At 61.5% G+C, this 26103-nt stretch carries 21 protein-coding genes; 12 read left to right on the top strand and 9 right to left on the bottom strand.

Features of this window, described 5'->3' with window-relative positions; genetic code table 11:
* Window position 1: 1 nt before the first annotated feature.
* Window positions 2–709: a 3'-5' exonuclease gene (locus AO064_RS18550; protein WP_064054252.1), complete on the bottom strand. Its 708-nt coding sequence runs from the start codon at window positions 707–709 to the stop codon at window positions 2–4.
* Window positions 706–2640, bottom strand: coding sequence for a putative nucleotidyltransferase substrate binding domain-containing protein (locus AO064_RS18545; RefSeq protein ID WP_183143940.1), 1935 nt, complete (start codon window positions 2638–2640; stop codon window positions 706–708). Before AO064_RS18545 ends, AO064_RS18550 begins: the two co-directional genes overlap by 4 nt.
* Window positions 2641–2886: 246 nt before the next feature.
* Here AO064_RS18545 and AO064_RS18540 point away from each other — a divergent pair, with 246 nt between their 5' ends.
* A complete protein-coding gene (locus AO064_RS18540) occupies window positions 2887–3333 on the top strand; it encodes a response regulator (RefSeq protein WP_064054250.1) in 447 nt (148 codons plus the stop codon).
* 159 nt (window positions 3334–3492) lie between these two features.
* Here AO064_RS18540 and AO064_RS18535 read toward each other — a convergent pair whose 3' ends face one another.
* On the bottom strand, window positions 3493–5670 hold the full coding sequence (locus AO064_RS18535) for a malate synthase G (protein ID WP_064054249.1): 2178 nt from the start codon (window positions 5668–5670) through the stop codon (window positions 3493–3495).
* 265 nt (window positions 5671–5935) lie between these two features.
* Between AO064_RS18535 and AO064_RS18530 the strand changes: the two genes are divergently transcribed.
* Window positions 5936–6448, top strand: a complete 513-nt coding sequence (locus AO064_RS18530; RefSeq protein ID WP_064054248.1) for a glycine cleavage system transcriptional repressor — start codon at window positions 5936–5938, stop codon at window positions 6446–6448.
* A gap of 223 nt (window positions 6449–6671) precedes the next feature.
* Here the strand turns inward: AO064_RS18530 and rarD are convergent, their stop codons facing one another.
* From rarD to AO064_RS18505, 5 genes are all read right to left on the bottom strand, one after another.
* Window positions 6672–7556 carry an EamA family transporter RarD gene (gene rarD, locus AO064_RS18525; protein ID WP_064054247.1) on the bottom strand — a complete coding sequence of 295 codons (885 nt, stop codon included), beginning with the start codon at window positions 7554–7556 and terminating at the stop codon, window positions 6672–6674.
* A 180-nt stretch (window positions 7557–7736) separates the two neighbouring features.
* The gene (locus AO064_RS18520; RefSeq protein ID WP_015886213.1) at window positions 7737–8711 is read right to left on the bottom strand and encodes a serine/threonine protein kinase; all 975 of its coding nucleotides are present in this window, start codon (window positions 8709–8711) and stop codon (window positions 7737–7739) included.
* 157 nt (window positions 8712–8868) lie between these two features.
* Window positions 8869–10767, bottom strand: a complete 1899-nt coding sequence (locus tag AO064_RS18515; RefSeq protein WP_064054246.1) for a PhoX family protein — start codon at window positions 10765–10767, stop codon at window positions 8869–8871.
* Window positions 10768–10846: 79 nt separating this feature from the next.
* Window positions 10847–11611, bottom strand: coding sequence for a TOBE domain-containing protein (locus tag AO064_RS18510; protein WP_064054245.1), 765 nt, complete (start codon window positions 11609–11611; stop codon window positions 10847–10849).
* A gap of 58 nt (window positions 11612–11669) precedes the next feature.
* A complete protein-coding gene (locus AO064_RS18505; RefSeq protein WP_064054244.1) occupies window positions 11670–12407 on the bottom strand; it encodes a ComF family protein in 738 nt (245 codons plus the stop codon).
* 92 nt (window positions 12408–12499) lie between these two features.
* Between AO064_RS18505 and bioB the strand changes: the two genes are divergently transcribed.
* The 10 genes from bioB (at window position 12500) to AO064_RS18450 (ending at window position 24843) form a co-directional block, all read left to right on the top strand.
* Complete coding sequence (bioB, locus tag AO064_RS18500) at window positions 12500–13555, top strand: biotin synthase BioB (RefSeq protein ID WP_064054243.1); 1056 nt, start codon at window positions 12500–12502, stop codon at window positions 13553–13555.
* 114 nt (window positions 13556–13669) lie between these two features.
* Complete coding sequence (bioF, locus tag AO064_RS18495; RefSeq protein ID WP_015886208.1) at window positions 13670–14851, top strand: 8-amino-7-oxononanoate synthase; 1182 nt, start codon at window positions 13670–13672, stop codon at window positions 14849–14851.
* A complete protein-coding gene (locus tag AO064_RS18490) occupies window positions 14844–15575 on the top strand; it encodes an alpha/beta fold hydrolase (protein ID WP_064054242.1) in 732 nt (243 codons plus the stop codon). The genes bioF and AO064_RS18490 overlap by 8 nt, the downstream gene beginning before the upstream one ends.
* Window positions 15568–16380 (top strand): malonyl-ACP O-methyltransferase BioC, encoded by an 813-nt coding sequence (gene bioC, locus AO064_RS18485; protein WP_064054241.1) that lies wholly within the window; start codon window positions 15568–15570, stop codon window positions 16378–16380. Before AO064_RS18490 ends, bioC begins: the two co-directional genes overlap by 8 nt.
* Entirely contained in the window at window positions 16377–17057 is a 681-nt protein-coding gene (bioD, locus tag AO064_RS18480) for a dethiobiotin synthase (RefSeq protein WP_064054240.1), read from the top strand. The genes bioC and bioD overlap by 4 nt, the downstream gene beginning before the upstream one ends.
* A 106-nt stretch (window positions 17058–17163) precedes the next feature.
* Entirely contained in the window at window positions 17164–17445 is a 282-nt protein-coding gene (locus AO064_RS18475; protein ID WP_015886204.1) for a hypothetical protein, read from the top strand.
* A gap of 333 nt (window positions 17446–17778) precedes the next feature.
* Window positions 17779–19584 (top strand): phenylacyl-CoA dehydrogenase, encoded by a 1806-nt coding sequence (locus tag AO064_RS18465; RefSeq protein WP_064054238.1) that lies wholly within the window; start codon window positions 17779–17781, stop codon window positions 19582–19584.
* A gap of 207 nt (window positions 19585–19791) precedes the next feature.
* A complete protein-coding gene (locus tag AO064_RS18460; RefSeq protein WP_064054237.1) occupies window positions 19792–21081 on the top strand; it encodes a GGDEF domain-containing protein in 1290 nt (429 codons plus the stop codon).
* Between the two features lie 90 nt (window positions 21082–21171).
* Entirely contained in the window at window positions 21172–22941 is a 1770-nt protein-coding gene (locus tag AO064_RS18455; RefSeq protein ID WP_064054236.1) for an acyl-CoA dehydrogenase C-terminal domain-containing protein, read from the top strand.
* A 123-nt stretch (window positions 22942–23064) separates the two neighbouring features.
* On the top strand, window positions 23065–24843 hold the full coding sequence (locus tag AO064_RS18450) for an acyl-CoA dehydrogenase C-terminal domain-containing protein (RefSeq protein WP_064054235.1): 1779 nt from the start codon (window positions 23065–23067) through the stop codon (window positions 24841–24843).
* Window positions 24844–25069: 226 nt separating this feature from the next.
* Here the strand turns inward: AO064_RS18450 and AO064_RS18445 are convergent, their stop codons facing one another.
* Window positions 25070–25969, bottom strand: coding sequence for a LysR family transcriptional regulator (locus tag AO064_RS18445; protein ID WP_015886199.1), 900 nt, complete (start codon window positions 25967–25969; stop codon window positions 25070–25072).
* Window positions 25970–26103 lie beyond the last annotated feature (134 nt).

Raw genomic sequence — 26103 nt, 5'->3', positions numbered from 1 at the left:
GTTAGAAAGAGGGCGCGTGTTGGCGCCGTTTCCATTGGCTCAAACGCTCTTGCAACGCCTGAGGCGTGTCGATGTGTTGTGCACGCGCGCGGCTGAACAGGATGAGCATCAGCTCGGCCGTGGCCAGGGCATCGGCGCTGGCGTGATGGCGTTCGCCCACGTGCAGGTTGAAGTGGTTGATCCAGTCGTCCAGCCCGGCTTCGCGGATATGGGCTTGCGGGCATAGCAGCGGGGCGATGTCGGCCACATCCAGAAACGGATGGGCCAGGCGGTAACCCAGGCTGTCCTTGAGCGCCCGGCACAGCATGTGTTGATCGAACGGTGCATGGAAGGCCAGCAACGGGCTGTCGCCGACGAACGACATGAAGTCCAGCAGGGCTTCCACCGGGTCGCTGCCGGCGGCGATCGCACTGGGGCCGAGGCCGTGGATTAATACGCTGGGGCTGAGTTTTGTCTCGGCGCGTTGCAGTGTGCGTTCGAACAGCTGGGAGAAGTCCACCGCGCCGTCCTCGATCACCACCGCGCCAATGGACAGCACTTGGTCACGGTTGAGGTTCAGGCCGCTGGTTTCCAGGTCCAGCACGACCCAGCGTTGGCTGCGCAATGAACCGTCGCCCAATGCCGCGGGCTTGGGCAGTTGCTCCAGTCGTCGTTGTTGCGCCGCGTCGAGCCCTGGTTTTTTCTTACGCAGCCAGCCGAACAAACTCACAGCTGATACCGCAATGTCAGGCTGCTTTGCAGGCGCTGGGCCTGGCGCAGGGATTCGCGCAGGATGCGCCGATCCAGGTGGTTGAGGCTCTCCGGGTCGACACGGTTGGAGTAGGGCTGGTTCTCACGAGTCTGCAACTGATGCTGTTGCATGCGGGTTTGCTGAATAAAGTGGTAAGCCTCTTCATAGGCCGCGCCGTCCAGGGGCTCGATCACGGCCTTGACCACCAGCTGGCGCAGGCGTTCCAGGGTGTTGTTGGCGTGGATACCGTTAGCCAGGGCCAGCAAGCGCGCGCCGTCGACAAAGGGCGTGAGGCCCTGCACCTTGAGGTCGAGGGTGGCTTTCTCGCCGCCTTTACGGGTCAGCACAAATTCGCGGAAACGTCCGACGGGCGGCCGCTGGCGCAACGCGTTCTCGGCCAGCATGCGTTGGAACAATCGGTTATCCGCGACCTGATCCAGGATGCCTTGGCGCAGTTGCTCGCAGCCACGTTCATCGCCCCACACCACGCGCAGATCGAAATAGATGCTGGAGCCCAACAGATTCTCCGGCGTCGCCTCGCGGATAAACGCCGCGAAACGCCGCGCCCATTCGGCCCGCGACAAACACAGCTCGGGGTTGCCGGCCATGATGTTGCCCTTGCACAGGCTGAACCCGCACAGCGCCAGGCTCTGGTTGATCTGCTGCGCGAGTGGCAGCAAACGCCCACGAATCTCGGCCGCTTCGGCGGCGTCCCTGGCGTCAAACAGGATGCCGTTGTCCTGGTCGGTGTACAGCGTCTGTTCACGACGGCCTTCGCTGCCAAAACACAACCAGCTGAATGGAACGCCGGGGTCGCCTTTTTCGGCGAGCGTCAGCTCAATCACGCGGCACACGGTGTGATCGTTGAGCAGCGTAATGATGTGGGTGATCTGGGTAGACGATGCGCCATGGGCCAGCATGCGCTCCACCAACTGGCCGATCTCACCGCGAATCGCCACCAAATTATCCACACGCGGCGCGTTGCGGATAGTACGGGCCAGGTGCACCAGGTCCACGCGTTGCAGGGAAAACAGGTCGCGCTCGGACACCACGCCGCACAGGCGCTGGTCCTTGACCAGGCACACATGGGCGATATGCCGTTCGGTCATGGCGATCGCGGCGTCGAAGGCGCTGTGGTCCGGGGTCAAGAAGAAGGGCGCCTGGGTCATGTGGCCGTCGATGGCCTGGCTGAAGTCGCTGGCGCCATCGGCCACCACCTGGCGCAGGTCGCGCAGGGTAAATATTCCCAGGGGGGCTTTGTGCTCATCGACGATTACGATGCTGCCCACCTGCTGCTCATGCATCAGCGTCACCGCTTCGCGCAGGGGTGTGCTTGGGCTGCACGTGACCGGATGGCGCATGGCCAATTCGCCGAGGCGGGTGTTCAAGGAGTATTGAGTGCCGAGGGTTTCCACGGCTTTTTGCTGAACCTGCTGATTGACCTGGTCCAACAGGCTGCTGACGCCACGCAGGGCAAAGTCGCGAAACGGGCTGGACAGCGCGAACAGCTTGATAAACGCAGGCTTGTTCAGCTGCAGGCAGAAGGTGTCTTCGGCGGCCTTGTGCTCGGTGCGGGTCGCCCGCTCACCCAGGAGTGCGGCCAGCGGGAAGCATTCGCCGGTGGTGATTTCGAAGGTGGTTTCAGCGGTTTCTTGATTGGCCACGGGCCGCTCACCGACGACCCGGCCCTGCTTGACGATGTAAAAGTGTTCAACCGGCCCGCCCGACGGTTTGAGGATGCTCTCACCGGGGCCATAGAAGCGTAACTGGCACTGTTCCACCAAAAATGCCAGGTGGGCGTTTTCCATCTGGTTGAAGGGCGGGAAGCGTTGCAGGAACTGCAGGGTGCCGTGAATGTTCTGCAACACAGCAGTTTTCCCCGCTTGGGCGAAAGCATCAGCTTTACTCATAACAGTGACCGCAATTTTTTTGTCGTTATCGTCCTTCATGGTCGACCCCTGCGCGGCGGGTGCCCATTGGACGTAAGTCTAGGTCGCTGAAAATGCCGCAGAACTAGGGAAAAACCTTACATGACTATCGTCCAAACCCCGTAGAACACCCACTAGGCAAACTTTCCGACGAAGTGCACATTGATCGCCCTCCCGCAGATGTCTGACGAGTGTGCTGGGAGATTGATGAGAATTGCTGAGAACCGTATGTCCGATCACGATATTTTGAGCGATGCCGAGCGCGAGGCGCTGAGCGCCGTGATGCTGGAGCCTGATTTACCGCCACAACGCGTATTGATTGTTGACGACGACAAGGATGCGCGTGAACTGCTGGCGGAGATCCTGGGGCTGGACGGTATTCGCTGCATGACCGCTGAGAATGGTGAGGCGGCGTGGAATTTGTTGAAGTCCAGCAGCTCTATCGGTTTGCTGATCACCGACCTGCGCATGGCGCCCAGCAATGGCTTGGAACTGATCCGCCAGGTGCGTGAATCCACCCGTGCGGCATTGCCCATCATCATTATGTCGGGGGATGCGGAAGCGCCGGATGTGATCGATGCGATGCATTTGAGCGTGGTGGACTTTCTGCTCAAGCCGATTGATAGCGTGAAGTTGGCGAAGTTGGTCAAGCGAGAGTTGGGGATGGCGTCCTGATTCTGCGGTGTATATAACGGCCTCATCGGGGGCAAGCCCCCTCCCACATGTTGCTGCGCCGCCTATTAGTTGTGGGAGGGGGCTTGCCCCCGATAGCGCCAGTTCAGCCACCACAAGCCCAAAGAAAAAGCCCCGATCTCTCGATCAGGGCTTTTTCATTTACAGGCCGTTTTTAGCCTTGAACTCCCGACGCCGACGGTGCAGCACCGGCTCGGTGTAGCCGTTGGGCTGCTGGGTGCCTTCAATCACCAACTCCACCGCTGCCTGGAACGCGATGTTGCTGTCAAAATCCGGTGCCAGCGGTCGATACAGCGCATCCCCGGCATTCTGACGGTCCACCACCGGCGCCATGCGCTTGAGGCTTTCCATGACCTGGGCTTCGGTGACGATGCCGTGGCGCAGCCAGTTGGCGATGTGCTGGCTGGAAATGCGCAGGGTGGCGCGGTCTTCCATCAGGCCGACGTCGTTGATGTCCGGTACTTTCGAACAGCCGACGCCCTGGTCGATCCAGCGTACGACATAGCCGAGGATGCCCTGGGCGTTGTTGTCCAGCTCGTTGCGGATTTCTTCGTCGGACCAATCGGTGTTGCTGGCCAGAGGAATGGTCAGGATGTCGTCCACCGAGGCGCGCTCGCGCTTGGCCAGTTCGGCCTGGCGGGCGAATACATCAACCTTGTGGTAATGCAACGCGTGCAGTGCGGCGGCGGTTGGCGACGGTACCCAGGCGGTGTTGGCACCGGCCAATGGGTGGGCGATTTTCTGCTCGAGCATCGCCGCCATCAGGTCGGGCATGGCCCACATGCCTTTACCGATTTGCGCACGACCTTGCAGGCCGGTGCTCAAGCCGATATCAACGTTCCAGTTCTCATACGCACCGATCCATTTTTCCGACTTCATGGCGGCCTTGCGCACCATCGCGCCGGCTTCCATGGAGGTGTGGATCTCGTCGCCCGTACGGTCAAGGAAACCGGTGTTGATAAACACCACGCGCTCGCTGGCGGCCTTGATGCAGGCCTTGAGGTTGACCGTGGTGCGGCGCTCCTCGTCCATGATCCCGACTTTGAGGGTGTTGCGCGGCAGGTTCAGCACGTCTTCGATACGGCCGAACAGCTCGTTGGTGAACGCCGCTTCTTCCGGGCCGTGCATCTTCGGTTTAACGATGTACACAGAACCGGTGCGGCTGTTCTTGCGGCTGCTGTTGCCGTTCAGGCTGTGGATGGCCGCCAGGCTGGTGAGCAGGCCGTCGAGGATGCCTTCGGGGACTTCGTTGCCGTCTTTGTCGAGGATCGCGTCAATGGTCATCAGATGACCCACGTTGCGCACGAACAGCAGCGAACGGCCATGCAGCGTCACGTCCTGGCCATCCACGCCGGTATAAACGCGGTCGGCGTTCATGGTGCGGGTGAAGGTCTTGCCACCCTTGGCCACTTCTTCGGCCAAGTCGCCCTTCATCAGGCCGAGCCAATTGCGGTAGATCACCACTTTGTCATCGGCATCCACGGCGGCGACGGAGTCTTCGCAGTCCATGATGGTGGTCAGCGCGGCTTCCATCAGCACGTCTTTGACGCCGGCTGCGTCGGTCTGGCCGACCGGGGTGCTGGCGTCGATCTGGATTTCGAAGTGCAGGCCGTTGTGTTTCAACAGGATCGCAATCGGCTCGGCCGCAGGGCCTTGGAAACCGATCAACTGCGCATCGTCGCGCAGGCCACTGTTACTGCCGCCTTTGAGGCTGACAATCAGCGTGCCATCGACGATCTTGTAGCCGGTCGACTCCGCGTGGCTGCCGGCGCTCAGCGGTGCGGCTTCATCGAGGAAGGCACGGGCGAAGGCGATCACCTTGTCGCCCCGCACCTTGTTGTAGCCCTTGCCCTTTTCGGCGCCGCCGGCTTCGCTGATGGCGTCGGTGCCATACAGCGCGTCATACAGTGAACCCCAGCGCGCATTCGAGGCGTTGAGGGCGAAGCGGGCGTTCATCACCGGCACCACCAGCTGAGGGCCGGCCATGCGGGCGATTTCGTCATCGACGTTTTGGGTCGTGGCCTGGAAGTCTGCGGCTTCTGGCAGCAGGTATCCGATGTCTTGCAGGAAGGCCTTGTAGGCCACCGGGTCGTGCGCTTTACCGGCGTGAGTCTGGTGCCAGGTATCGATCCGCGCCTGGAAATCGTCGCGCTTGGCGAGTAGGGCTTTGTTCTTCGGTGCCAGGTCGTGGATGACCTTGTCGGCACCGGCCCAGAACTGGTCGGCAGTGATGCCGGTACCGGGAATGGCTTCGTTGTTCACGAAGTCGAACAGGACTTTGGCGACCTGCAGGCCACCGACTTGAACGTGTTCAGTCATTGCTTGCCTCACTCTGCGGAGCTATGCGCTTTTTCAGATTTCATTATGTAGTGCACGGTTGGGCATACTACATGATGACTTGCGGTTGTGAAAATTAGACTAAATACGTCGATTAGCGACCCACTTTGGTCGTACGGTCACAGCGGAGAACCGGATGTTCTCAAAAAACTATTGGATTGTTCCAGATAAATATAAAAATGGTACACGATTTGTTATCGAGGGCCTTCGGGTCCACCTTGTAGGTTGAATTCCAGAGGGCTTTGCCATGGACCATCTTGTACTCACAATTATCGCCGCCGACAAACCCGGCCTGGTTGAACGTATTGCGCAGAACATTGCTGCCCACGGTGGCAACTGGCTGGAAAGCCGCATGGCCCATATGGCCGGGCAGTTTGCCGGGATCCTGCGGGTCAGCGTGCCTGCCGAGCACCGTCAGGCATTGGTGGGCGCGCTGGAGGATTTATCCACACACGGCATTCGTGTGTTGGTGGGCGAGGGCAGTAGTGGGCAAGCCTCGGCCTCTAAATCGATCATGATGACGCTGGTCGGCAATGACCGTTCGGGCATCGTGCGCGAGATCACGGCGCTGCTGAGTAAGCAAGGCGTGAACCTTGAGAGCCTGAGCACGGATGTACGCCCGGCGCCGATGAGCGGTGATCCGCTGTTTACCGCCGAGGCGCTGCTGCAGGTGCCGACAGCGTTATCCCTGGATACCTTACAACTGTCCCTTGAAACCTTGGCCGATGACTTGATGGTGGAGCTGCACCACGAGGAATAATCTACCCACAGGGTTATGCATGGAAATCTTGCATGGGCCTGTGGATAACCTGTAGAGACCCGGCGCCAGGCCACGCTGGCCGGGCTTCTTCGTCAGTTGAGCAAAAAACGAGCAGTTTCAAGGGCTTGTGCACAAATGGCGGGGATCAGGCTGTGGATAACCTTGGGGTGGATGTCTGCAAGCCATGACCGCTGTGGCTTGCAGAGGGTTGTGCGTTTTTTGATCAGCGTTTGCGCACGCTCAACCAGATATCCACGCTGTACACCACCAGGCCCGCCCAAATGAAAGCGAAGGCGGTCAACGTGCTCGGCGCCAGGTGTTCACCGAACAGCAGCACGGCTTCCAGCAGCACCAGGGTCGGCGCCACATATTGCAAGAAGCCCAGGGCGGTGTAGGGCAAGTGCCGTGCGGCGGCGTTGAAACATACCAGCGGGATCAACGTCACCGGGCCAGCGGCCACCAGCCACCACGCCTCGGACGTACTCCAGAACGCCATCTGTGCACTGTGGGCCGAGGGGTTGAACAGCAACCATGCCACGGCAATCGGCACCAGCATCCAGGTTTCTACCACCAGCCCCGGCAGCGCTTTCACCGGTGCCTGCTTGCGAATCAGCCCGTAGAAACCAAAGGTCAGCGCCAACACCAGCGACACCCAGGGCAGGCTGCCCACTTGCCACACCTGTTGTGCCACACCCACTGCGGCCAGCCCAACGGCAACCCACTGCAGACGACGCAGGCGTTCGCCCAGGATCAGCATGCCCAACACCACATTCACCAAGGGGTTGATGTAGTAACCCAGGCTGGCTTCCAGCATGCGCCCGCTGTTGACCGACCACACATAGGTCAGCCAGTTACCCGCGATCAACGAACCACTGAGTGCCAGGATCGCCAGGCGTTTGGGGTTGTCGCGCAGTTCGCGGAACCAGCCTGGGTGTTTCCAGACCATCAACAGCAACGCGCCGAACAGTGCCGACCACAGCACGCGATGCACGATGATCTCGGCGGCGGGCACGCTGGCGATGGCTTTGAAGTAGAGCGGGAACAGACCCCAGATGACATAGGCGCTCAGGCCCAGGATGTAGCCCTTGCGGGGGTTGGCGGCTTGCATTGCAGAATCCTTGCTTAGGCAGCTAACAAAGCGCGATTGTAAGGATATTTGTCCGGCGATGGGATCTGCGTTGCTTTATGTGAGAGGGGGCTTGTTCCCGATAGCGGTGTATCAGCCGACTTTTCATCAACTGACAGATTGCTATCGGGAGCAAGCCCCCTCCCACACGTTACCCACCCGTCAGAACAGTTTCAGGGGTTCTTCATTGAGCGCCGAGAGTTGCTCGCGCAGCGCCAGCACCTGGTCACCCCAATAGCGCTCGCTGCCGAACCACGGGAAGCTGTGGGGGAACGCCGGGTCATCCCAGCGTCGTGCGAGCCAGGCGCTGTAATGCATCAGCCGCAAGGCGCGCAGGGGTTCGATCAACGCCAGTTCACGTGGGTCGAAATCGTGGAACTCCTGATAGCCGTCCATCAATTCCGACAGCTGGCCCAGGCATTCCTGACGATCTCCGGCGAGCATCATCCACAGGTCCTGTACCGCCGGGCCCATGCGGCAGTCATCCAGGTCGACGATGTGGAACATCTCGTCGCGGCACATCATGTTGCCGGGGTGGCAATCACCGTGCATGCGGATGTTCTTGTGCGGTGTGGCCTTGTACACCTCTTCCACACGCTTGAGCAGGTCGCGGGCCACGGACTCGTAGGCCGGCAACAGGCTCTTGGGGATGAAGTTGCCTTCCAGCAGGGTGTTGAGGGAGTCGTGACCGAAATTCTTAACGCCCAAGGCTTCACGGTGTTCAAACGGGCGGGTGGAACCCACCGCATGCAAACGGCCGAGCAATTGGCCAAGGCGATACAGTTGATCGAGATTACCCGGCTCCGGCGCCCGGCCGCCGCGGCGTGGGAACAGGGTGAAACGGAAACCGGCATGTTCGAACAGACTTTCGCCGTTGTGGATCATCGGGGCGACCACTGGAACGTCGCACTCGGCCAGCTCGAAGGTGAAGCGATGCTCTTCAAGGATCGCTTCGTTGGTCCAGCGCTGCGGGCGGTAGAACTTGGCGATCAGCGGTTCCGAATCTTCGATGCCCACTTGATAGACGCGGTTTTCGTAGCTGTTCAGCGCCAGAACGCGAGCATCGCTGAGGAAACCGATGCTTTCGACAGCGTCGAGCACCAGGTCGGGGGTGAGTGTTTCAAACGGGTGGGCCATGCGAACTCCTGCGCGCAGCAGAGCGCCGCGTCCGGCCGGGTATGGTAACGCACAGAGGTCGAGATAGGGGGCGACTGTGCCATTGCTATCGGGAGCACGCCCCCTCCCACATTGGACCGCGTACTGTGGGAGGGGGCTTGCCCCCGATGAGGCCCGGTCAGGCGCCGACGATCCCACCATCATCCCGCCGAATCGCCATCACCGACGACCGCGGCTTGCCGTTCGGCAGATGCTCCGGCCAGGTCGAACCGCCGGTTTCGCCTGGGTGCTGGATGCCCACAAACAGCGTCTTCTGATCCGGCGAGAAGCTGATGCCTGTCACTTCACAGGCCACCGGCCCGACCATGAAGCGGCGTATCTCCCCGGTGGAGGGGTCCGCACACAGCATCTGGTTATTGCCCATCCCCGCGAAGTCACCGGCGTTGCTGTAGTCGCCATCCGTAAGAATCCACAAGCGCCCGGCCTTATCGAAGCCCAACCCATCGGGGCTGTTGAACATGTTCTGTGGGTTGATGTTCGACGAACCGCCCTTCGGCGTGCCGGCGTGAACGCCAGGGTTGCCGGCCACCACAAACAGGTCCCAGCTGAATTCGCTGGCGCCGTGGTTATCGGCGTCGGCCTTCCAGCGCAGGATCTGGCCGTAGACGTTTTTCTCGCGCGGGTTGGGGCCGCCCACCGGCTGGCCGTCCTCACCGCGCTTGGCGTTATTGGTGAGGGTGCAATAGACCTGGCCATCGGTGGGGCTGACCACGATCCATTCCGGGCGGTCCATGCGCGTGGCTTTCACCACACTGGCGGCCAGGCGCGCATGGATCAGCACTTCGGCTTGGCTGGCGAAACCGGTGCTGGCGTCGATGCCGTTTTTACCGTGCGTCAGCTCGACCCATTGGCCTTTGCCCTTGGGATGGTCGGCGTTGCCGTCGCCCGCATCGAAGATCGCTACGTACAAGGTGCCGTGGTCGAGCAGGTCTTTGTTGGCTTTGGGGTTCTTGTGGTTGATCTTGTCGCGGCTGACGAACTTGTAGATGAACTCGCCGCGTTCGTCGTCGCCCATGTACACCACGGCGCGGCCGTCACGGGTTTCGGCCAGGGCAGCGTTTTCGTGTTTGAAGCGGCCCAGGGCGGTGCGTTTGACCGGGGTGGAGTGCGGATCGAACGGGTCGATTTCCACCACCCAGCCATGACGATTCAGTTCGTTGGGGTTCTTGGCGATGTCGAAGCGTGGGTCGTGCGGGTGCCAGTTGATGTCTTTGCTGGCCGCCACAACGCCATAGCGTTTCTGCCCGGCGTCGAACGTCTGTTGTGGGTTACTGCTGCCGAAGCAGTCGGTGAAGTTCTCTTCGCAGGTCAGATAAGTGCCCCACGGCGTCTTGCCGTTGGCGCAGTTCTGGAAGGTGCCGAGGGCGTTCTTGCCGGTTTTGTCGGCGCTGGTCTTCAGCCAGGCGTGGCCGGCGGCGGGGCCGCTGAGGCGGATCGGCGAGTTGCCGTGGATGCGTCGGTTGTAGCGCGAGTCCTGCACGAACTGCCAGGTGTCGCCCTTGCGCCGTACTTCGATCACCGAGACGCCCTCGCTGGCCTGGGCCTTGCGCACGTCTTCGGCCGATTGCGGCGCGCCGCCGTGGGCGAAGAGGTAACGGTAATTGGTGTATTCGTTGTTGATCGCCATCAGCGCGCGGTTATCGTCGCCGGGGAAGGCGAACAGGCTCATGCCGTCGTTGTTGTCGCCGAACTGCTGTTCCTGGGCCTTGGCCGTGCCGTTGCCGGACGGATCGAAGGCCGGCGCGCTCCTGCTCAGCGGCTGGCCCCAGCTGATCAGCACCGACGCGCTGTAGCCCGGCGGCAAGGTGATGGTGTCGCGGGTGGCGGCGGCGATGCTGGTAAAGCCCAGCAACGGGCTGGCGCTGGCGGCGTTGACGGCGAGGGCGCTGCGCGTCAGCAGGTTGCCACCGAGGAACATGGCGGCACCGCACAAGGCACCGGCGCCGATGAAGCGGCGGCGGGTCAGGCCGACCATCTGTTCAAGGTCGGTGGCTTGGTTTTCTTCTAATAGGCTCATCTCAGGCTCCCTGCGGTTTTTGCAAACACCTTAAGGAGCGGGCGTGACGAAATTGTTGCAGTTTGAATACCGACAGCGGCTAAACCGGCGTGCCGAGCAGCACATTGTTCGGCGCGAATTGCACGTGGATTGCCTGGCCCTCGGCGGCGCCGATGGCGATGAGCGCGCCGGGCTGCGCCAGGGCGCATAAAACCTGGCCGTTGGGCAGGGCGATGCGGACTTCGCTGGGGCCGTCGTCGGCGTCGAGAATGGCGTCGACGCTGCCGCTCATGCAATTGTGTCCAGGTGTTGCAGAGTCGCCGGGAGCCAGCAATTCCAACCAGCCGGCCTTGATCAGCGCGACCACTTCCACGCCGGTTTCCAGTTCCAGCCGCTGCGTGCTGTCGTGGGTGATCTGCGCCTCCAGGGTTAGCCCGCCCGCCAGCTGCAGGCGGATCAGGTCGTTACGGCCATGCGGCTCGATGGCGATGACTTGGCCGTGCAGTTGGTTACGCGCACTGGTGCGCAGCATCAAGCGACCGAGCAGGTTGAAGTCGCTGGCGGCTTCGTCCGAGCCCAGCACTTCGGCCTGCAACACTTGCAGGCGCTGGTAAAGACGCAACACGCGTTCACCTTCGGCCGTCAGCTTGGCGCCGCCACCGCCTTTGCCGCCGACGCTGCGTTCCACCAAGGGTTTTTGCGCCAGGTTGTTCAGCTCGTCGATGGCATCCCACGCCGCCTTGTAACTGAGGCCTGCACTTTTCGCCGCGCGGGTGATGGAACCTTGCTCGGCGATATGCGCGAGCAAGGCAATGCGCTGGGGGCGACGGATGATGTGTTGGCTGAGGGACGCTGGCAGAGACATGTGGATGCGCTTCGATGTGATGAGCCGAACGTTGCGGGCAAGGTGGGCCGGAGTCAAGTCAGTTGCCCGGTTTGGGTGTGCGGGCCAGGCAGTACACATCGACCTGTCGTGCGCCAGCATTGATCAATAACCGCGCCAGGCTGTGGGCGGTGGCACCGGTGGTGAGCACATCGTCGACCAAGGCAAAGTGCCGGCCCTGCACCTGGGCGCCAGGCGCCAGGGCGAAGGCGCCGAGCAGGTTGCGCTTGCGAGTCTTGGCGTCCAAGGCTTGTTGGGCGACGGTTTCATGGGGACGTAACAACAGGTGTTCATCGTAGGCAATGTTCAAGTCGCTGCTGAGCCAACGCGCCAGCATCAACGCCTGGTTATAGCCGCGCTCGCGCAGGCGCTTGCGGGCCATGGGCACCGGCAACAGGCAGTCGGGGCGCGTCAGTTCGCTGTTGTCGAGGCGGTGTTGCAGATGCTGCGCTAAAAGCCGGGCGAGCATCTGCCCGAGAGGCCAGCGCGCCTGGTGCTTGAAGCGGCTGATGAGGCTGTCGATGGGAAAGCTGTAGGTCCAGGGCGCGGTCACCTGTTTAAAGGCGGGTGGTTGTTTCTGGCATTGGCCGCAGATCAGACCTTCCATTGGCAAGGGCAGGGCGCACACATCGCAGTGCTCCATCAGCCAGGGCAGCTCTGTTTCGCAGGCGTTGCACACACAATGGGCTGATTCCGTCGCCTCATCACAGACTAAACAGGATTGTATGTTTTTTAGCCAGATGTAAACCTGGTGTTTGTGCTTGAGTTGACAGTGCATGAATCTTCCTTAAATATGCCGAGCATCCGTGTCGTGCCTGTGGGTATTGCCCTTCCCGCAGCGCTTGCCAAAGCATAATCAAGGAATCGCCCATGAGCGCCAGCACCACCGCCACCTTGCGTCACGATTGGTCCCTCGCCGAAGTCAAAGCGCTGTTCGTGCAGCCCTTCAATGACCTGCTGTTCCAGGCGCAGACCTTGCACCGCGCGCATTTCGACGCCAACCGTGTGCAAGTGTCGACGCTGCTCTCGATCAAAACCGGCGCCTGCCCGGAAGATTGCAAATATTGTCCGCAGTCGGGCCACTACAACACGGGTCTGGAAAAAGAGAAGCTGATGGAGGTGCAGAAGGTCCTCGAAGAGGCCGCCCGCGCCAAAGCCATCGGGTCGACCCGTTTCTGCATGGGCGCTGCCTGGAAGCACCCGTCGGCCAAAGACATGCCCTACGTGCTGCAGATGGTCAAAGGCGTAAAAGCCATGGGCCTGGAAACCTGCATGACCCTCGGCCGTCTCGACCAGGACCAGACCGAAGCCCTGGCCCAGGCCGGCCTCGACTACTACAACCACAACCTCGATACCTCGCCGGAGTTCTACGGCAGCATCATCACCACCCGCACCTACGGCGAGCGCCTGCAAACCCTGGCCTACGTGCGTGATTCGGGGATGAAGATCTGCTCCGGCGGTATCCTCGGCATGGGCGAGTCCCTCGACGACCGCGCCAACCTGCTGATCCAGCTGGCTAACCTGCCGGAGCATCCGGAATCGGTGCCGATCAACATGCTGGTGAAAGTCGCCGGTACGCCGCTGGAAAACGCCGAAGACATCGACCCGTTCGACTTCATCCGCATGCTCGCCGTGGCGCGCATCCTGATGCCGCAGTCCCACGTACGGCTGTCGGCTGGCCGTGAAGCGATGAACGAGCAGATGCAGGCCCTGGCGTTTTTTGCCGGTGCCAACTCGATTTTCTACGGCGACAAGTTGCTGACGACCGCCAACCCGCAGGCCGACAAGGACATGCAACTGTTCTCGCGGCTGGGCATCCTGCCGGAAGCGCGCGAAGAGCACGCCGATGAGGTGCATCAGGCGGCGATCGAGCAGGCATTGGTGGAGCAGAAGAGCAGCGAGCAGTTTTACAACGCCGCCGTTTGATTGAAATGCCACCCCACTGTGGGAAATGACGTGTGTGGGAGGGGGCAATCCCCCTCCCACATCAGCTCCCTGCCCCATTCTTTAGCGCGTACATCCTGCTTAACCGAGGCCTGCATGTCTTTCGATCTCGCCGCGCGCCTCGCTGCCCGCCGTGCCGAACACCTTTATCGCCAGCGCCCGCTGCTGGACAGCCCCCAAGGCCCGGAAGTGGTGGTGGACGGCCAGCCGTTGCTGGCGTTCTGCAACAACGATTACCTCGGCCTGGCCAATCACCCGCAAGTGATCGAAGCCTGGCGCGCCGGTGCGTCCCGTTGGGGCGTGGGCGGCGGCGCTTCGCACTTGGTGGTCGGGCATGCCACGCCGCACCATGAGTTAGAAGAAGCCCTGGCGGACCTTACCGGTCGCCCGCGCGCGCTGCTGTTTACCACCGGCTACATGGCCAACCTCGGCGCAGTCACGGCGTTGGTGGGGCAGGGCGATACGGTGCTGGAAGACCGCCTCAACCATGCCTCGCTGCTGGATGCGGGCCTGCTCTCCGGTGCGCGTTTCAACCGTTACTTGCACAACGATGCTGACAGCCTGGCCAAGCGCCTGGAGAAAGCCACCGGCAATACCCTGGTGGTCACCGATGGCGTGTTCAGCATGGACGGCGACCTGGCAGACCTGCCCGCACTCGCCCGTGAAACCAAGGCCAAAGGTGCCTGGTTGATGGTGGATGACGCTCACGGCTTCGGCCCGTTGGGCGCCAACGGCGGCGGGATCGTCGAGCATTTCGGCCTGAGCCAGGACGACGTGCCGGTGCTGGTCGGCACCCTCGGCAAGGCGTTCGGCACGGCGGGGGCCTTTGTAGCCGGCAGTGAAGACCTGATCGAAAGCCTGATCCAGTTCGCCCGCCCGTACATCTATACCACCAGCCAACCGCCCGCCCTGGCGTGCGCCACTTTGAAAAGCCTGGAACTGTTGCGCACCGAACATTGGCGGCGTGAGCACCTCAACGGGTTGATCCGCCAGTTCCGCTCGGGCGCCGAGCAGCTGGGCCTGGACCTGATGGACAGCTTCACGCCGATCCAACCGATCCTGATCGGCGACAGCGCCAAGGCCGTGCGCCTGTCGCAGATGCTGCGCGAGCGCGGCCTGATGGTGACGGCGATCCGCCCACCCACCGTGCCCGCCGGCAGCGCGCGTTTACGCGTGACACTGACGGCGGCCCACAGCGCGGCGCAGGTGCAGCTATTGTTAAATGCGTTGGAAGCGTGTTTTCGCCTGTTAGGCAGTTCGGAACCCGACCATGCGTGATCGATTGGTATTGCTGCCCGGCTGGGGCCTCGGCGTATCGCCGCTGGAACCGTTGGCCGCTGCCTTGCAAGGTCTGGATGCGCACCTGCAGGTGCATATCGAGCCGTTGCCGGCGTTGGGTTCCAGCGACCTGAATGAGTGGCTCGATGAGCTCGACGCCACCTTGCCGGATAACGCCTGGCTGGGCGGTTGGTCCCTGGGTGGCATGCTGGCGTCGGAGCTGGCGGCGCGGCGCGGCGAACGCTGCTGCGGGCTGCTGACCTTGGCGAGCAACCCGTGTTTTGTCGCCCACGACGGTTGGCCGAGCGCGATGCCCGCTGAAACATTCGACGCGTTTCTCGCCGGCTGCCATGCCGACTCCCAAGTCACCCTCAAACGTTTCGGCCTGTTGTGCGCCAAGGGCGCCGAAGACCCACGCGGGCTGTCGCGGCTACTGGTCAGCGGTGCACCGAATACGCCGTCGAGCGTATTGATGCCTGGGCTTGAACTGCTCGCCCAACTCGACACCCGCGAGGCCTTGCTGGCCTATCGCGGCCCGCAGTTGCACCTGTTCGCCGGGCTGGACGGGTTGGTGCCCGCCGAAGCCGCCAGCGACCTGTTGGCGCTGCTGCCCGATGTTGAAATCGGCCTGATTGAACAGGCCGGCCACGCTTTTCTTCTGGAAGACCCCCACGGTGTGGCGGGGGCGATCCAGGCTTTTTTGCATGAGTATGTCGATGACTGATTTATCCCACGCCCCGCTGCCGGGTGCCTTGCCGGACAAGCGCCAGGTGGCGGCCTCCTTTTCCCGTGCAGCCGCCAGCTACGACAGCGTCGCCGAGTTGCAGCGGGCGGTGGGCAGCCAGTTGCTGGCGCGCTTGCCGGCGGGCACCGCGCCACAGCGCTGGCTGGACATGGGCTGCGGCACCGGGTATTTCAGCCGCATGCTGGCCGAACGGTTACCCGCCAGCCAAGGCGTCGCGCTGGATATTGCTGAGGGCATGCTTAACCACGCCCGCCCGTTGGGGGGGGCGCATCACTTCATCGCGGGGGATGCCGAACGCTTGCCGCTCAAGGCTGAAAGCCTGGGGCTGATCTTCTCCAGCCTCGCGGTGCAATGGTGCGCGAACTTCGAGGCGGTACTCAGCGAGGCCTATCGCGTGTTGCAGCCGGGCGGTGTACTGGCGTTCGCCAGTCTGTGCGTGGGCACCCTGGAAGAGCTGCGCGAAAGCTGGCGCGCAGCGGATGGTCTGGTACACGTCAATCGCTTTCGCACCTTCGAGGCTTATCAGCAACTGTGCGCGGCCAGCGGCCTGCGACTGGTCAGCCTGGAGCGCCGTCCCCATGTGCTGCATTACCCGGATGTACGCAGCCTGACCCACGAATTGAAGGCGTTGGGCGCGCATAACCTCAACCCCGGCCGGCCGGGAGGGTTGACGGGGCGCGCGCGGATTGTTGCACTGGTGCAAGCGTATGAGCGGTTCCGCCAGGCCCAAGGCCTGCCGGCGACTTACCAAGTGGTGTATGCCGTGCTGGAGAAACCTCTATGAGTACCGCTTACTTCATCACCGGTACCGACACCGATGTCGGCAAGACCACCATCGCCGCCGGGCTGTTGCATGCGGCGCGGCAAGCCGGCAAAAGCACCGCTGCCGGCAAACCGGTGGCGTCCGGCTGCCAGGTCACGCCCAAAGGCTTGCGCAACGCCGATGCCCTGGCGCTGTTGGCCGAGTGCTCATTGCCGCTGACCTATGCCGAGGTCAACCCGGTGGCATTTGAGCCGGCCATCGCGCCTCATCTGGCGGCGCGGGAGGCGGGTGTCTCGCTCACGGTGCAATCCTTGCTCAAGCCCATGCAGCAGATTCTGGCAAGGCAAGCGGATTTCACCTTGATCGAGGGCGCTGGCGGCTGGCGCGTGCCGTTGGCTGATCAGGACAATCTGTCGGACCTGGCCATGGCGCTCAAACTGCCGGTGATCCTAGTAGTGGGCGTGCGCCTGGGGTGCATCAGCCATGCCTTGCTCACTGCCGAGGCCATCGCCCGGGACGGTTTGCCGCTGGCGGGTTGGGTGGCGAATATCATCGACCCCAAGACCTCTCGTCTGGAAGAGAACCTCGCCACCCTGGCCGAGCGGCTGCCTGCGCCGTGCCTGGGGCGTGTGCCCAAACTCAAGCACGCCGGGGCCGAAGCGGTTGCTGAATACTTGCAGTTGGACCTGCTTGACTGATTTTGGCTATCGCTAAGGCATTATGCCATTAGTGTTTTTGACGGGCCCTTTACCGGGATATCTGCTTCAATTCAACTTCACGATTCTCTAAAGACAGGTTTACGCCATGGACATCTCTGGCAGCAGCGCGTTTTACTCGGGCCTGAGCACCATTCAGACCGGGCAGAGCCGTGTCGACCAGGCCGCCGGCAAGATCGCCAGCGCCGCGACTACCCAGCCGTCGGATGCGCAAGTTGACCGTCTGCGCGCCAACGACCGTGCACAGCCTTCCAACTCGGCCAGCAACATGGTCGAAATGGCCCAAGGCAAATTTCAGGTGGAACTGGGCGTGAAAGTCGCCAAGGCCTCGGATGAAATGCTCGGCACGTTGATCGACACCTACGCCTGATCTGCTGGCGCTAAAAAATGTGGGAGGGGGCTTGCCCCCGATAGTGATGGATCAGCCAACGTCTGTATGGCTGACACACCGTTATCGGGGGGCAAGCCCCCTCCCACATTTTTTATGTGTGTCGTACTTCTGCACTTCTACACTCCCGCAGTCTTGTGGCGTCTTGCCGCAAGCGTTGCCGTGCGCGCCGTTGATCTGCGTCATGACAAACGGCGTCCGGACGACGCTTGACATCCCCAGGTGGTAAACGTATGTTTCAAACACCTGTTTGACCGCCACAGCACAATTCCAAGCGGTTGTTCATTCCAGATACATCAGTAGAGGTTTATCGCTATGCCTGACTACAAGGCCCCCTTGCGTGATATTCGCTTCGTTCGTGACGAACTGCTTGGCTATGAAGCGCACTATCAGAGCCTGCCGGCTTGCCAGGACGCTACCCCGGACATGGTTGACGCCATCCTTGAAGAAGGCGCCAAGTTTTGTGAGCAAGTGCTGGCACCGCTGAACCGCGTGGGCGACATCGAAGGGTGTACCTGGAGTGAGTCGGGCGTTAAAACCCCAACGGGTTTTAAAGAAGCCTACAAACAATTCGTCGAAGGCGGCTGGCCAAGCCTGGCCCACGACGTGGAGCACGGCGGCCAAGGCCTGCCCGAATCCCTGGGTCTGGCAGTCAGTGAAATGGTCGGCGCCGCCAACTGGTCGTGGGGCATGTACCCGGGCCTGTCCCACGGTGCGATGAACACCATTTCCGAGCACGGTACCCCTGAGCAGCAAACCGCTTACCTGACCAAACTGGTGTCGGGTGAATGGACCGGCACCATGTGCCTGACCGAGCCACACTGCGGCACCGACCTGGGCATGTTGCGCACTAAGGCTGAGCCTCAGGCCGACGGTTCCTACAAAGTCTCCGGCACCAAGATCTTCATCTCGGCCGGTGAACACGACATGGCCGACAACATCGTCCACATCGTACTGGCCCGCCTGCCGGACGCACCGGCCGGCACCAAAGGCATTTCGCTGTTTATCGTGCCGAAGTTCCTGCCGAACGCCGATGGCTCGATCGGTGAGCGCAACGCGGTGACCTGTGGTTCCCTGGAACACAAGATGGGCATCCACGGTAACGCCACCTGCGTGATGAACTTCGACGCGGCCACCGGTTTCCTGATCGGCCCGGCGAACAAAGGCCTGAACTGCATGTTCACCTTTATGAACACCGCTCGCCTGGGCACCGCGCTGCAAGGCCTGTCCCACGCCGAGATCGGCTTCCAGGGCGGCCTGAAATATGCGCGTGATCGCCTGCAAATGCGCTCCCTGACCGGCCCGAAAGCACCGGACAAAGCCGCTGACCCGATCATCGTGCACCCCGACGTGCGCCGCATGCTGCTGACCATGAAAGCCTTCGCCGAAGGCAACCGTGCGATGGTGTACTTCACCGCCAAGCAAGTGGACATCGTCAAATACGGCACCGACGACGAAGCCAAGAAACAAGCCGATGGCCTGCTGGCCTTCATGACCCCGATCGCCAAGGCGTTCATGACCGAAGTCGGTTTTGAATCGGCCAACCACGGCGTGCAGATCTACGGCGGCCACGGCTTTATCGCCGAGTGGGGCATGGAGCAGAACGTTCGCGACAGCCGCATTTCGATGCTGTACGAAGGCACCACCGGCATCCAGGCCCTGGACCTGCTGGGCCGTAAAGTGCTGATGACGCAAGGCGAAGCGCTCAAGGGCTTCACCAAGATCGTGCACAAGTTCTGCCAGGCCAACGAAGGTAACGAAGCCGTCAAAGAGTTCGTTACACCGCTGGCGGCACTGAACAAAGAGTGGGGCGAGTTGACCATGAAGGTCGGCATGGCCGCGATGAAAGACCGCGAAGAAGTCGGTGCCGCTTCGGTGGACTACCTGATGTACTCCGGTTACGCCTGCCTGGCTTACTTCTGGGCCGACATGGCGCGCCTGGCAGCCGAAAAACTGGCGGCCGGCACTACCGAAGAGGCGTTCTACACCGCCAAGCTGCAGACCGCGCGCTTCTACTTCCAGCGCATCCTGCCGCGTACCCGCACTCACGTGGCCACCATGCTGTCGGGCGCCAACAACCTGATGGACATGAAAGAAGAAGACTTCGGCCTGGCTTACTAAGCCTTACCGGGTTCACTTCCTAAGCCGCCGCTCCTTCCCGGAGCGGCGGCTTTTTTGTGGGCGATAAAAAACCGCAGTACAGCGCTCAGGGATTGCCGCCCGCTGCCGTTACAGTGATGGCAATGTGATACATGCTCGGCAGGTTGTGCTTAACTGTCCGCATAAAGGCACAGTGCCATCATTTTTTTGCGGGTCGGAGTTTTACCCTTGTCGCGCGTGTCCGCTTTACGGTTCAGTCACTTTTTACCTTCGTTGCTGCTCTTGCTGGCTGGGCTTTCGGCTGCGTACGTCAAGGACCTCAACGTCTTCTTCACCTCGCTGTTCAATGTGTTGCCGACCTTGGTGCTGTTGCTCGGCGGTTCGTACTGCGCGGTGTATCGCCGTCAGCGTGAACTGTTCCTGATGATCACGGTGTACATCGCCTACTTCCTGCTCGATACCCAGACCGACTTCTATCGCGACAACGGTCGCGTGCGCGAAGACGCGGCCGTGGTGTTTCACTTGTGCTGCCTGCTGCTGCCGTTGTTGTTCAGCATCTACGCGCTGTGGCAGGAGAAGACGCACCTGTTCCGTGACTTCGTCGCACGTGGCGCGGTGTTGCTGGCAATCGGCAGTGTGGCCTTGGCGCTCGAGCAGAGTTATCCCCAGGCGGTGCTGAACTGGTTGGCGGAGATTCGCTGGCCGGCGCTGCATGGCAGTTGGATGAGCCTGATCCAACTGTCGTACCCGATGTTCCTGATCGGCTTCCTGACCCTGGCGGCGCAGTACTGGTACCAGCCGCGCCCGCTGCATGCGGCGCAACTGGTGGGGCTGCTGGGCCTGTTCTGGATGTTGCCGCAGACATTCATCCTGCCGTTTACCCTGAACATCATGTGCAGCCAGGTGATGCTGATGATCGCCGCCGGTGTGGCCCATGAGGCTTATCAAATGGCCTTCCGCGATGAGCTGACCGGCTTGCCGGGGCGTCGCGCGCTGAACGAGCGCATGCAGCGCCTGGGGCGCAACTATGTGTTGGCAATGAGCGACGTCGACCACTTCAAGCGCTTCAACGATACCCACGGCCACGACGTTGGCGACCAAGTGCTGCGGCTGGTGGCGAGCAAGCTGTCCAAGGTCAACGGCGGCGGGCGCGCCTACCGCTATGGCGGTGAAGAGTTTGCCGTGGTGTTCGCCGGCAAGACGGTGGAAGAATGCTTGCCGCACCTGGAAGAGATCCGCGAGATCATCGCCGATTACGACATCAAGCTGCGCAACTCGGACCGTCCTAACGACGACCAACAGGGCCGCCAGCGTCGCTCGGGCAGCGGCGCCTCGAGTGTTTCGGTGACCATCAGCATCGGCGTGGCCGAACGCCAGGCCGAGCAGCGCACGCCGGAGGAGGTGCTCAAATCCGCCGACCAGGCGCTGTACGCCGCCAAGGGCGCCGGGCGTAACTGCGTGGTGGCGGCCGGGCAAACCCGGCGTGGCGCGGTGCGCATGGAGAGCGCTGCCGGTTGAGTGATGGCGGTGTATTCAGCGGTTCTACAGTGATTGTCCGCGGCAGTGGCTGGCAGTAGGTTGAAACCATCTGCTGACGGAGACATTGCCATGCCTGAGTACAAAGCTCCCCTTCGCGACATGCGCTTTCTGATCGACAACGTGTTTGATTTCCACGGCCACTACGCGGCATTGGGCGCGACCGATGCCAGCCCGGACATGGTGGGCGCGATCCTCGAAGAAGGCGCGAAATTCTGCGAGAACGTGCTCGCGCCGCTCAATCGCAGCGGCGATGAAGAAGGTTGCCATTTCGACAATGGCGTCGTCACCACACCCAAGGGTTTCAAGGAAGCCTTCGCCCAATACGTTGAAGGCGGCTGGCACGGCGTGGCAGCGGACCCGGCCTACGGTGGCCAGGGACTGCCGCAGTCATTGGGCCTGGTGCTCAGCGAGATGATCGGCTCCAGCAATACCTCCTGGGGCATGTACCCAGGGTTGACCCACGGCGCGATGTCGGCGATCCATGCCCATGGCACTGCCGAGCAAAAAGACACCTACCTGAGCAAACTCACCGCGGGCGAGTGGACCGGCACCATGTGCCTCACCGAAGCCCACTGCGGCACCGACCTGGGCCTGATCAAGACCCGCGCCGTGCCCCAGGCGGACGGCAGCTACGCGGTCACCGGCAGCAAGATCTTCATCTCGGCCGGCGAACACGACATGAGCGCCAATATCATCCACCTGGTGCTGGCCAAACTGCCGGATGCGCCGGCGGGCACCAAGGGCATTTCGCTGTTTATCGTGCCCAAGTTCCATGCCGATTCCGGTGAGCGCAATGCGGTGCACTGCGGCTCCATCGAACACAAGATGGGCATCAAGGGGTCGGCGACTTGCGTACTGAACTTCGATGGCGCCAAGGGCTTCCTGATCGGCGAGGCGAACAAAGGCCTCAACTGCATGTTTACGATGATGAACCATGCGCGCCTGGGTACCGGTATGCAGGGCCTGTGCAATGGCGAGGCAAGCTTCCAGGGCGCGATCAAATACGCCAACGACCGCCTGCAAATGCGCTCGCTGACCGGCGCCAAGGCCCCGGAAAAGGTCGCCGACCCGATCATCGTGCACCCCGATGTGCGCCGCATGTTGCTGACCATGAAAGCCTTCAACGAAGGCAACCGCGCGCTGACCTACTTCACCGCGCAATTGCTCGATACGGCGCACCTGAGCAGCGACGCCACTCAACGCCAGGACGCTGAAGACCTGCTGGCGTTCCTCACGCCCATCTGCAAAGCCTTTATGACCGATACCGGGCTGGAGGTGACCAACCACGGCATGCAGGTCTTCGGCGGCCACGGTTACATCCGCGAATGGGGCATGGAACAACTGGCACGCGATGCGCGGATTGCGCCGATCTATGAAGGCACCAACGGCATCCAGGCCCTCGACCTGCTCGGACGCAAGGTATTGGGCAGCCAGGGCAAGTTGCTGCGTGGGTTTACCAGGATCGTGCATAAGTTCTGCGGGGCGAATGCCGAGCACCCGCAGCTCAAGGCTTATGTGGCGCAGCTTAATCAACTGAACGGGGAGTGGGGCGAACTGACCACCCAAGTCGGCATGGCCGCGATGAAGAACCCTGATGAAGTGGGCGCGGCAGCTGTGGATTACTTGATGTACAGCGGCTACGTCATTCTCGCCTACCTTTGGCTGCGCATGGCAATCGCCGCCCTTGAGCAACAGGACACCGACTTCGCCAAGGCAAAGCTGGCGACATGCGACTTCTACTTCAAACGTCTGCTGCCGCGTACCGCCTCCCACCGTGCTGCAGTGCAAGCGGGCAGCGAATGCCTGATGAGTCTGCCTGCGGAGGCCTTTGCGCTGTGATGACTTAAAAATACCAATCAGTCACAAGTGGACCCTATGTGTCTGAAAAGTTGTTCGGGTACACTCTGAGCCTGTAAAACCGACTCTCACCGAATCACTTTTCACGTTCTCACGAGGTTTGCCATGGCTGATTACAAAGCGCCGCTGCGTGATATGCGCTTCGTCCTCAACGAAGTCTTTGAGGTCGCCACCACTTGGGCCCAATTGCCGGCATTGGCAGACACCGTTGACGCCGAAACCGTAGAGGCCATCCTCGAAGAAGCCGGCAAGGTCACCGCCAAATCCATCGCCCCGCTCAGCCGCGGTGGCGATGAACAAGGTTGCCGTTGGGACAACACGGCAGTGTTCACCCCGGACGGTTTCCCACAGGCCTACAAAACCTACGCCGAAGGCGGCTGGGTGGGTGTGGGCGGTGATCCTGCCTTTGGCGGCATGGGCATGCCCAAGGCCGTATCGGCCCAGGTCGAAGAGATGATCAACTCGTCGAGCCTGGCGTTTGGCCTGTATCCGATGCTGACGTCCGGCGCCTGCGTGTCGATCAACACCCACGCCAGCGAAGACCTCAAGGCCACCTACCTGCCGAAGATGTATTCCGGTGAATGGGCCGGTTCCATGTGCCTGACCGAGGCGCATGCCGGGACGGATCTGGGGATTATTCGGACCAAGGCCGAGCCACAGGCGGACGGTTCCTACAAAGTCAGCGGCACCAAGATCTTTATCACCGGGGGGGAACATGACCTCACCGAAAACATCATCCACCTGGTACTGGCCAAGCTGCCGGACGCGCCAGCGGGTCCGAAGGGCATCTCGCTGTTCCTGGTGCCGAAGTTCATGGTGAACGCCGACGGCAGCCTGGGCGAACGTAACACGGTGAGCTGTGGTTCCATCGAGCACAAGATGGGCATCCAGGCGTCGGCGACCTGTGTGATGAACTTCGACGAAGCCGTGGGTTACTTGGTCGGCGAGCCGAACCGTGGTCTGGCGGCGATGTTTACCATGATGAACTACGAGCGTCTGGGTGTGGGTATCCAGGGCCTGGCGTCCGGCGAGCGTTCCTACCAGAACGCGATTGAATACGCGCGCGACCGCGTGCAAAGCCGTGCACCCACCGGCGCCCAGGCCAAGGACAAGGTGGCCGACCCGATCATCGTGCACCCGGACGTGCGTCGCATGCTGCTGACCATGAAGGCCTCGAACGAAGGCGGCCGGGCGTTCTCCACCTACGTGGCGACGCAACTGGACATCGCCAAGTTCAGTGAAGATGCTGTTGCCCGCGAGCGTGCGGATAACCTGGTGGCATTGCTGACGCCGGTGGCCAAGGCGTTCTTGAGCGACCTTGGCCTGGAAACCACCGTGCTGGGCCAACAAGTGTTTGGCGGCCATGGCTACATTCGCGAGTGGGGCCAGGAGCAACTGGTGCGGGATGTGCGCATCACCCAGATCTACGAAGGCACCAACGGTATCCAGGCGCTGGACCTGATGGGGCGTAAGATCGTTGGCAGTGGCGGGGCGTTCTACACCTTGTTTGCCGATGAGATCCGCGCGTTCATTGCGTCGCAAGGTGCTGAGCTGGCTGAATTCACCAAACCGCTGGGCGTGGCGGTGGATAACCTGGATGAGTTGACCGCCTGGGTGCTGGACCGCGCCAAGACCAACCCGAATGAAATCGGCGCGGCGTCGGTGGAGTACCTGCAAGCCTTCGGCTACATGGCGTATGCCTATATGTGGGCACGCATGGCCAAGGCCGCGCTGGGCAAGGAGTCGGAAGAAGACTTCTACGCCAGCAAGCTCGGCACCGCGCGTTTCTACTTTGCTCGTCTATTGCCACGTATTCATTCGCTGAGTGCGTCGGTAAAAGCCGGTAGCGAATCATTATTTTTGCTGGATGAAGCCCTGTTCTAGGGGCTGGGAGGGCGTGTAAGCATTCTCTTACATGACGTGCTGCTATTCGTCCTCTATCGCCAGATTGGATCCACCGATAATCTACTTCACATGGACGTCGCGCAGGAAGCGCAAAGCAACAACACGGACACGTAGGATTCTGCCAGGATGGCGGAGTGAAATGGATGTCAGGGAAACAGTCTGCAAAGCCCCGCTTCGGCGGGGTTTTCTTTTGCCCGCGAAAAAGTCAGGCGATGACCTGCGGGGCATTCATCACGTCTTCCAGCAACGTGCGCAGCAACGCCACCGTCGCCTGCTGGCGCTGCACATCGCGGCACACCAAGCCCACTTTCAGCGGCACCCTGGGTTCACTCAAGGGTTTCCACAGCAGCGACTGGCTATTGTGTTCATCCTGGGAACGCCCCGGCAGCACCGTCGCCAGTTTTGTGTGAGGCAAGCTGTCGAGAATCCCCACCATGGTATTCAGTTCCGCCTGCACTTGCGGGCGGCGTCCGAGGTTGGCCAGTTGGCCCTGCCAGATCTGCCGGACCTGAAACTCTTCGCCCAGCAGCAACATCGGCAACTCGGCCGCCTGCTTCAGCGAGACTTTCTTGAATTCGCGCAAGGGATGGTCCTCGGGGATCACCACCTTCAACTCATCTTCATACAACAACACGCCGTGCAGCCCTGGCTGGCGTGGCGGCAGGTAGCTGATGCCGATGTCCAGTGAGCCATTCAGTAAGCGCCGCTCAATCTCAAGTCCGGTCAATTCGTAGATCTGCACCACCAGGTGCGGCTGGGCCTTGCGCACGCGCTCGAGCATCTGCGGCACCAGGCTGGTGTGCACGGTTTGCAGCACGCCGATGGCCAGCGTGCGCATCGCCTGACCCTTGAAGTTGCGCAACGCTTCCACCGCCTGTTGCAGACCATCGATCAGCGGCAGGGCGTGGTTGTACAGCGTATGCGCCGCCAGTGTTGGGAGCAGGCGCTTGCTGCTGCGCTCGAACAGGCTGACATCCAAGTTCTGTTCCAGCTGGCGAATCTGTTGCGACAGCGCCGGCTGGGAGATCGACAGGCGCTCCGCGGCACGGCCTACGTGGCCTTCCTCATACACCGCGACGAAATAACGCAGTTGCTTGAAATCCATAAGGCTTACTTATCGAAAAAGCTGGAAAAACGAAATGGCTGTTGGCCCCTGAGGCGCCTAGTCTAGCGCCTATTCGCAGGGCTTACAGGGCCGGATCGGGCAATGAACAGCGTTTATGTTGATAGCGTTTACAT

The organism is Pseudomonas marginalis (assembly GCF_001645105.1).
GTDB classification, from domain to species: Bacteria; Pseudomonadota; Gammaproteobacteria; order Pseudomonadales; family Pseudomonadaceae; genus Aquipseudomonas; species Aquipseudomonas petroselini.
The sequence above is the reverse complement of the archived record's forward strand: the minus strand, read 5'-3'. Positions and strand labels throughout refer to the sequence as shown.

What these genes read in the sequence shown, in the direction of transcription:
- AO064_RS18545 (WP_183143940.1), bottom strand. Translation starts at nt 2,640, where the DNA reads ATGAGTAAAGCTGATGCTTTCGCCCAAGCGGGGAAAACTGCTGTGTTG.
- AO064_RS18540 (WP_064054250.1), top strand. Translation starts at nt 2,887, where the DNA reads ATGTCCGATCACGATATTTTGAGCGATGCCGAGCGCGAGGCGCTGAGC.
- AO064_RS18535 (WP_064054249.1), bottom strand. Translation starts at nt 5,670, where the DNA reads ATGACTGAACACGTTCAAGTCGGTGGCCTGCAGGTCGCCAAAGTCCTG.
- AO064_RS18530 (WP_064054248.1), top strand. Translation starts at nt 5,936, where the DNA reads ATGGACCATCTTGTACTCACAATTATCGCCGCCGACAAACCCGGCCTG.
- rarD (WP_064054247.1), bottom strand. Translation starts at nt 7,556, where the DNA reads ATGCAAGCCGCCAACCCCCGCAAGGGCTACATCCTGGGCCTGAGCGCC.
- AO064_RS18520 (WP_015886213.1), bottom strand. Translation starts at nt 8,711, where the DNA reads ATGGCCCACCCGTTTGAAACACTCACCCCCGACCTGGTGCTCGACGCT.
- AO064_RS18515 (WP_064054246.1), bottom strand. Translation starts at nt 10,767, where the DNA reads ATGAGCCTATTAGAAGAAAACCAAGCCACCGACCTTGAACAGATGGTC.
- AO064_RS18510 (WP_064054245.1), bottom strand. Translation starts at nt 11,611, where the DNA reads ATGTCTCTGCCAGCGTCCCTCAGCCAACACATCATCCGTCGCCCCCAG.
- AO064_RS18505 (WP_064054244.1), bottom strand. Translation starts at nt 12,407, where the DNA reads ATGCACTGTCAACTCAAGCACAAACACCAGGTTTACATCTGGCTAAAA.
- bioB (WP_064054243.1), top strand. Translation starts at nt 12,500, where the DNA reads ATGAGCGCCAGCACCACCGCCACCTTGCGTCACGATTGGTCCCTCGCC.
- bioF (WP_015886208.1), top strand. Translation starts at nt 13,670, where the DNA reads ATGTCTTTCGATCTCGCCGCGCGCCTCGCTGCCCGCCGTGCCGAACAC.
- AO064_RS18490 (WP_064054242.1), top strand. Translation starts at nt 14,844, where the DNA reads ATGCGTGATCGATTGGTATTGCTGCCCGGCTGGGGCCTCGGCGTATCG.
- bioC (WP_064054241.1), top strand. Translation starts at nt 15,568, where the DNA reads ATGACTGATTTATCCCACGCCCCGCTGCCGGGTGCCTTGCCGGACAAG.
- bioD (WP_064054240.1), top strand. Translation starts at nt 16,377, where the DNA reads ATGAGTACCGCTTACTTCATCACCGGTACCGACACCGATGTCGGCAAG.
- AO064_RS18475 (WP_015886204.1), top strand. Translation starts at nt 17,164, where the DNA reads ATGGACATCTCTGGCAGCAGCGCGTTTTACTCGGGCCTGAGCACCATT.
- AO064_RS18465 (WP_064054238.1), top strand. Translation starts at nt 17,779, where the DNA reads ATGCCTGACTACAAGGCCCCCTTGCGTGATATTCGCTTCGTTCGTGAC.
- AO064_RS18455 (WP_064054236.1), top strand. Translation starts at nt 21,172, where the DNA reads ATGCCTGAGTACAAAGCTCCCCTTCGCGACATGCGCTTTCTGATCGAC.
- AO064_RS18450 (WP_064054235.1), top strand. Translation starts at nt 23,065, where the DNA reads ATGGCTGATTACAAAGCGCCGCTGCGTGATATGCGCTTCGTCCTCAAC.
- AO064_RS18445 (WP_015886199.1), bottom strand. Translation starts at nt 25,969, where the DNA reads ATGGATTTCAAGCAACTGCGTTATTTCGTCGCGGTGTATGAGGAAGGC.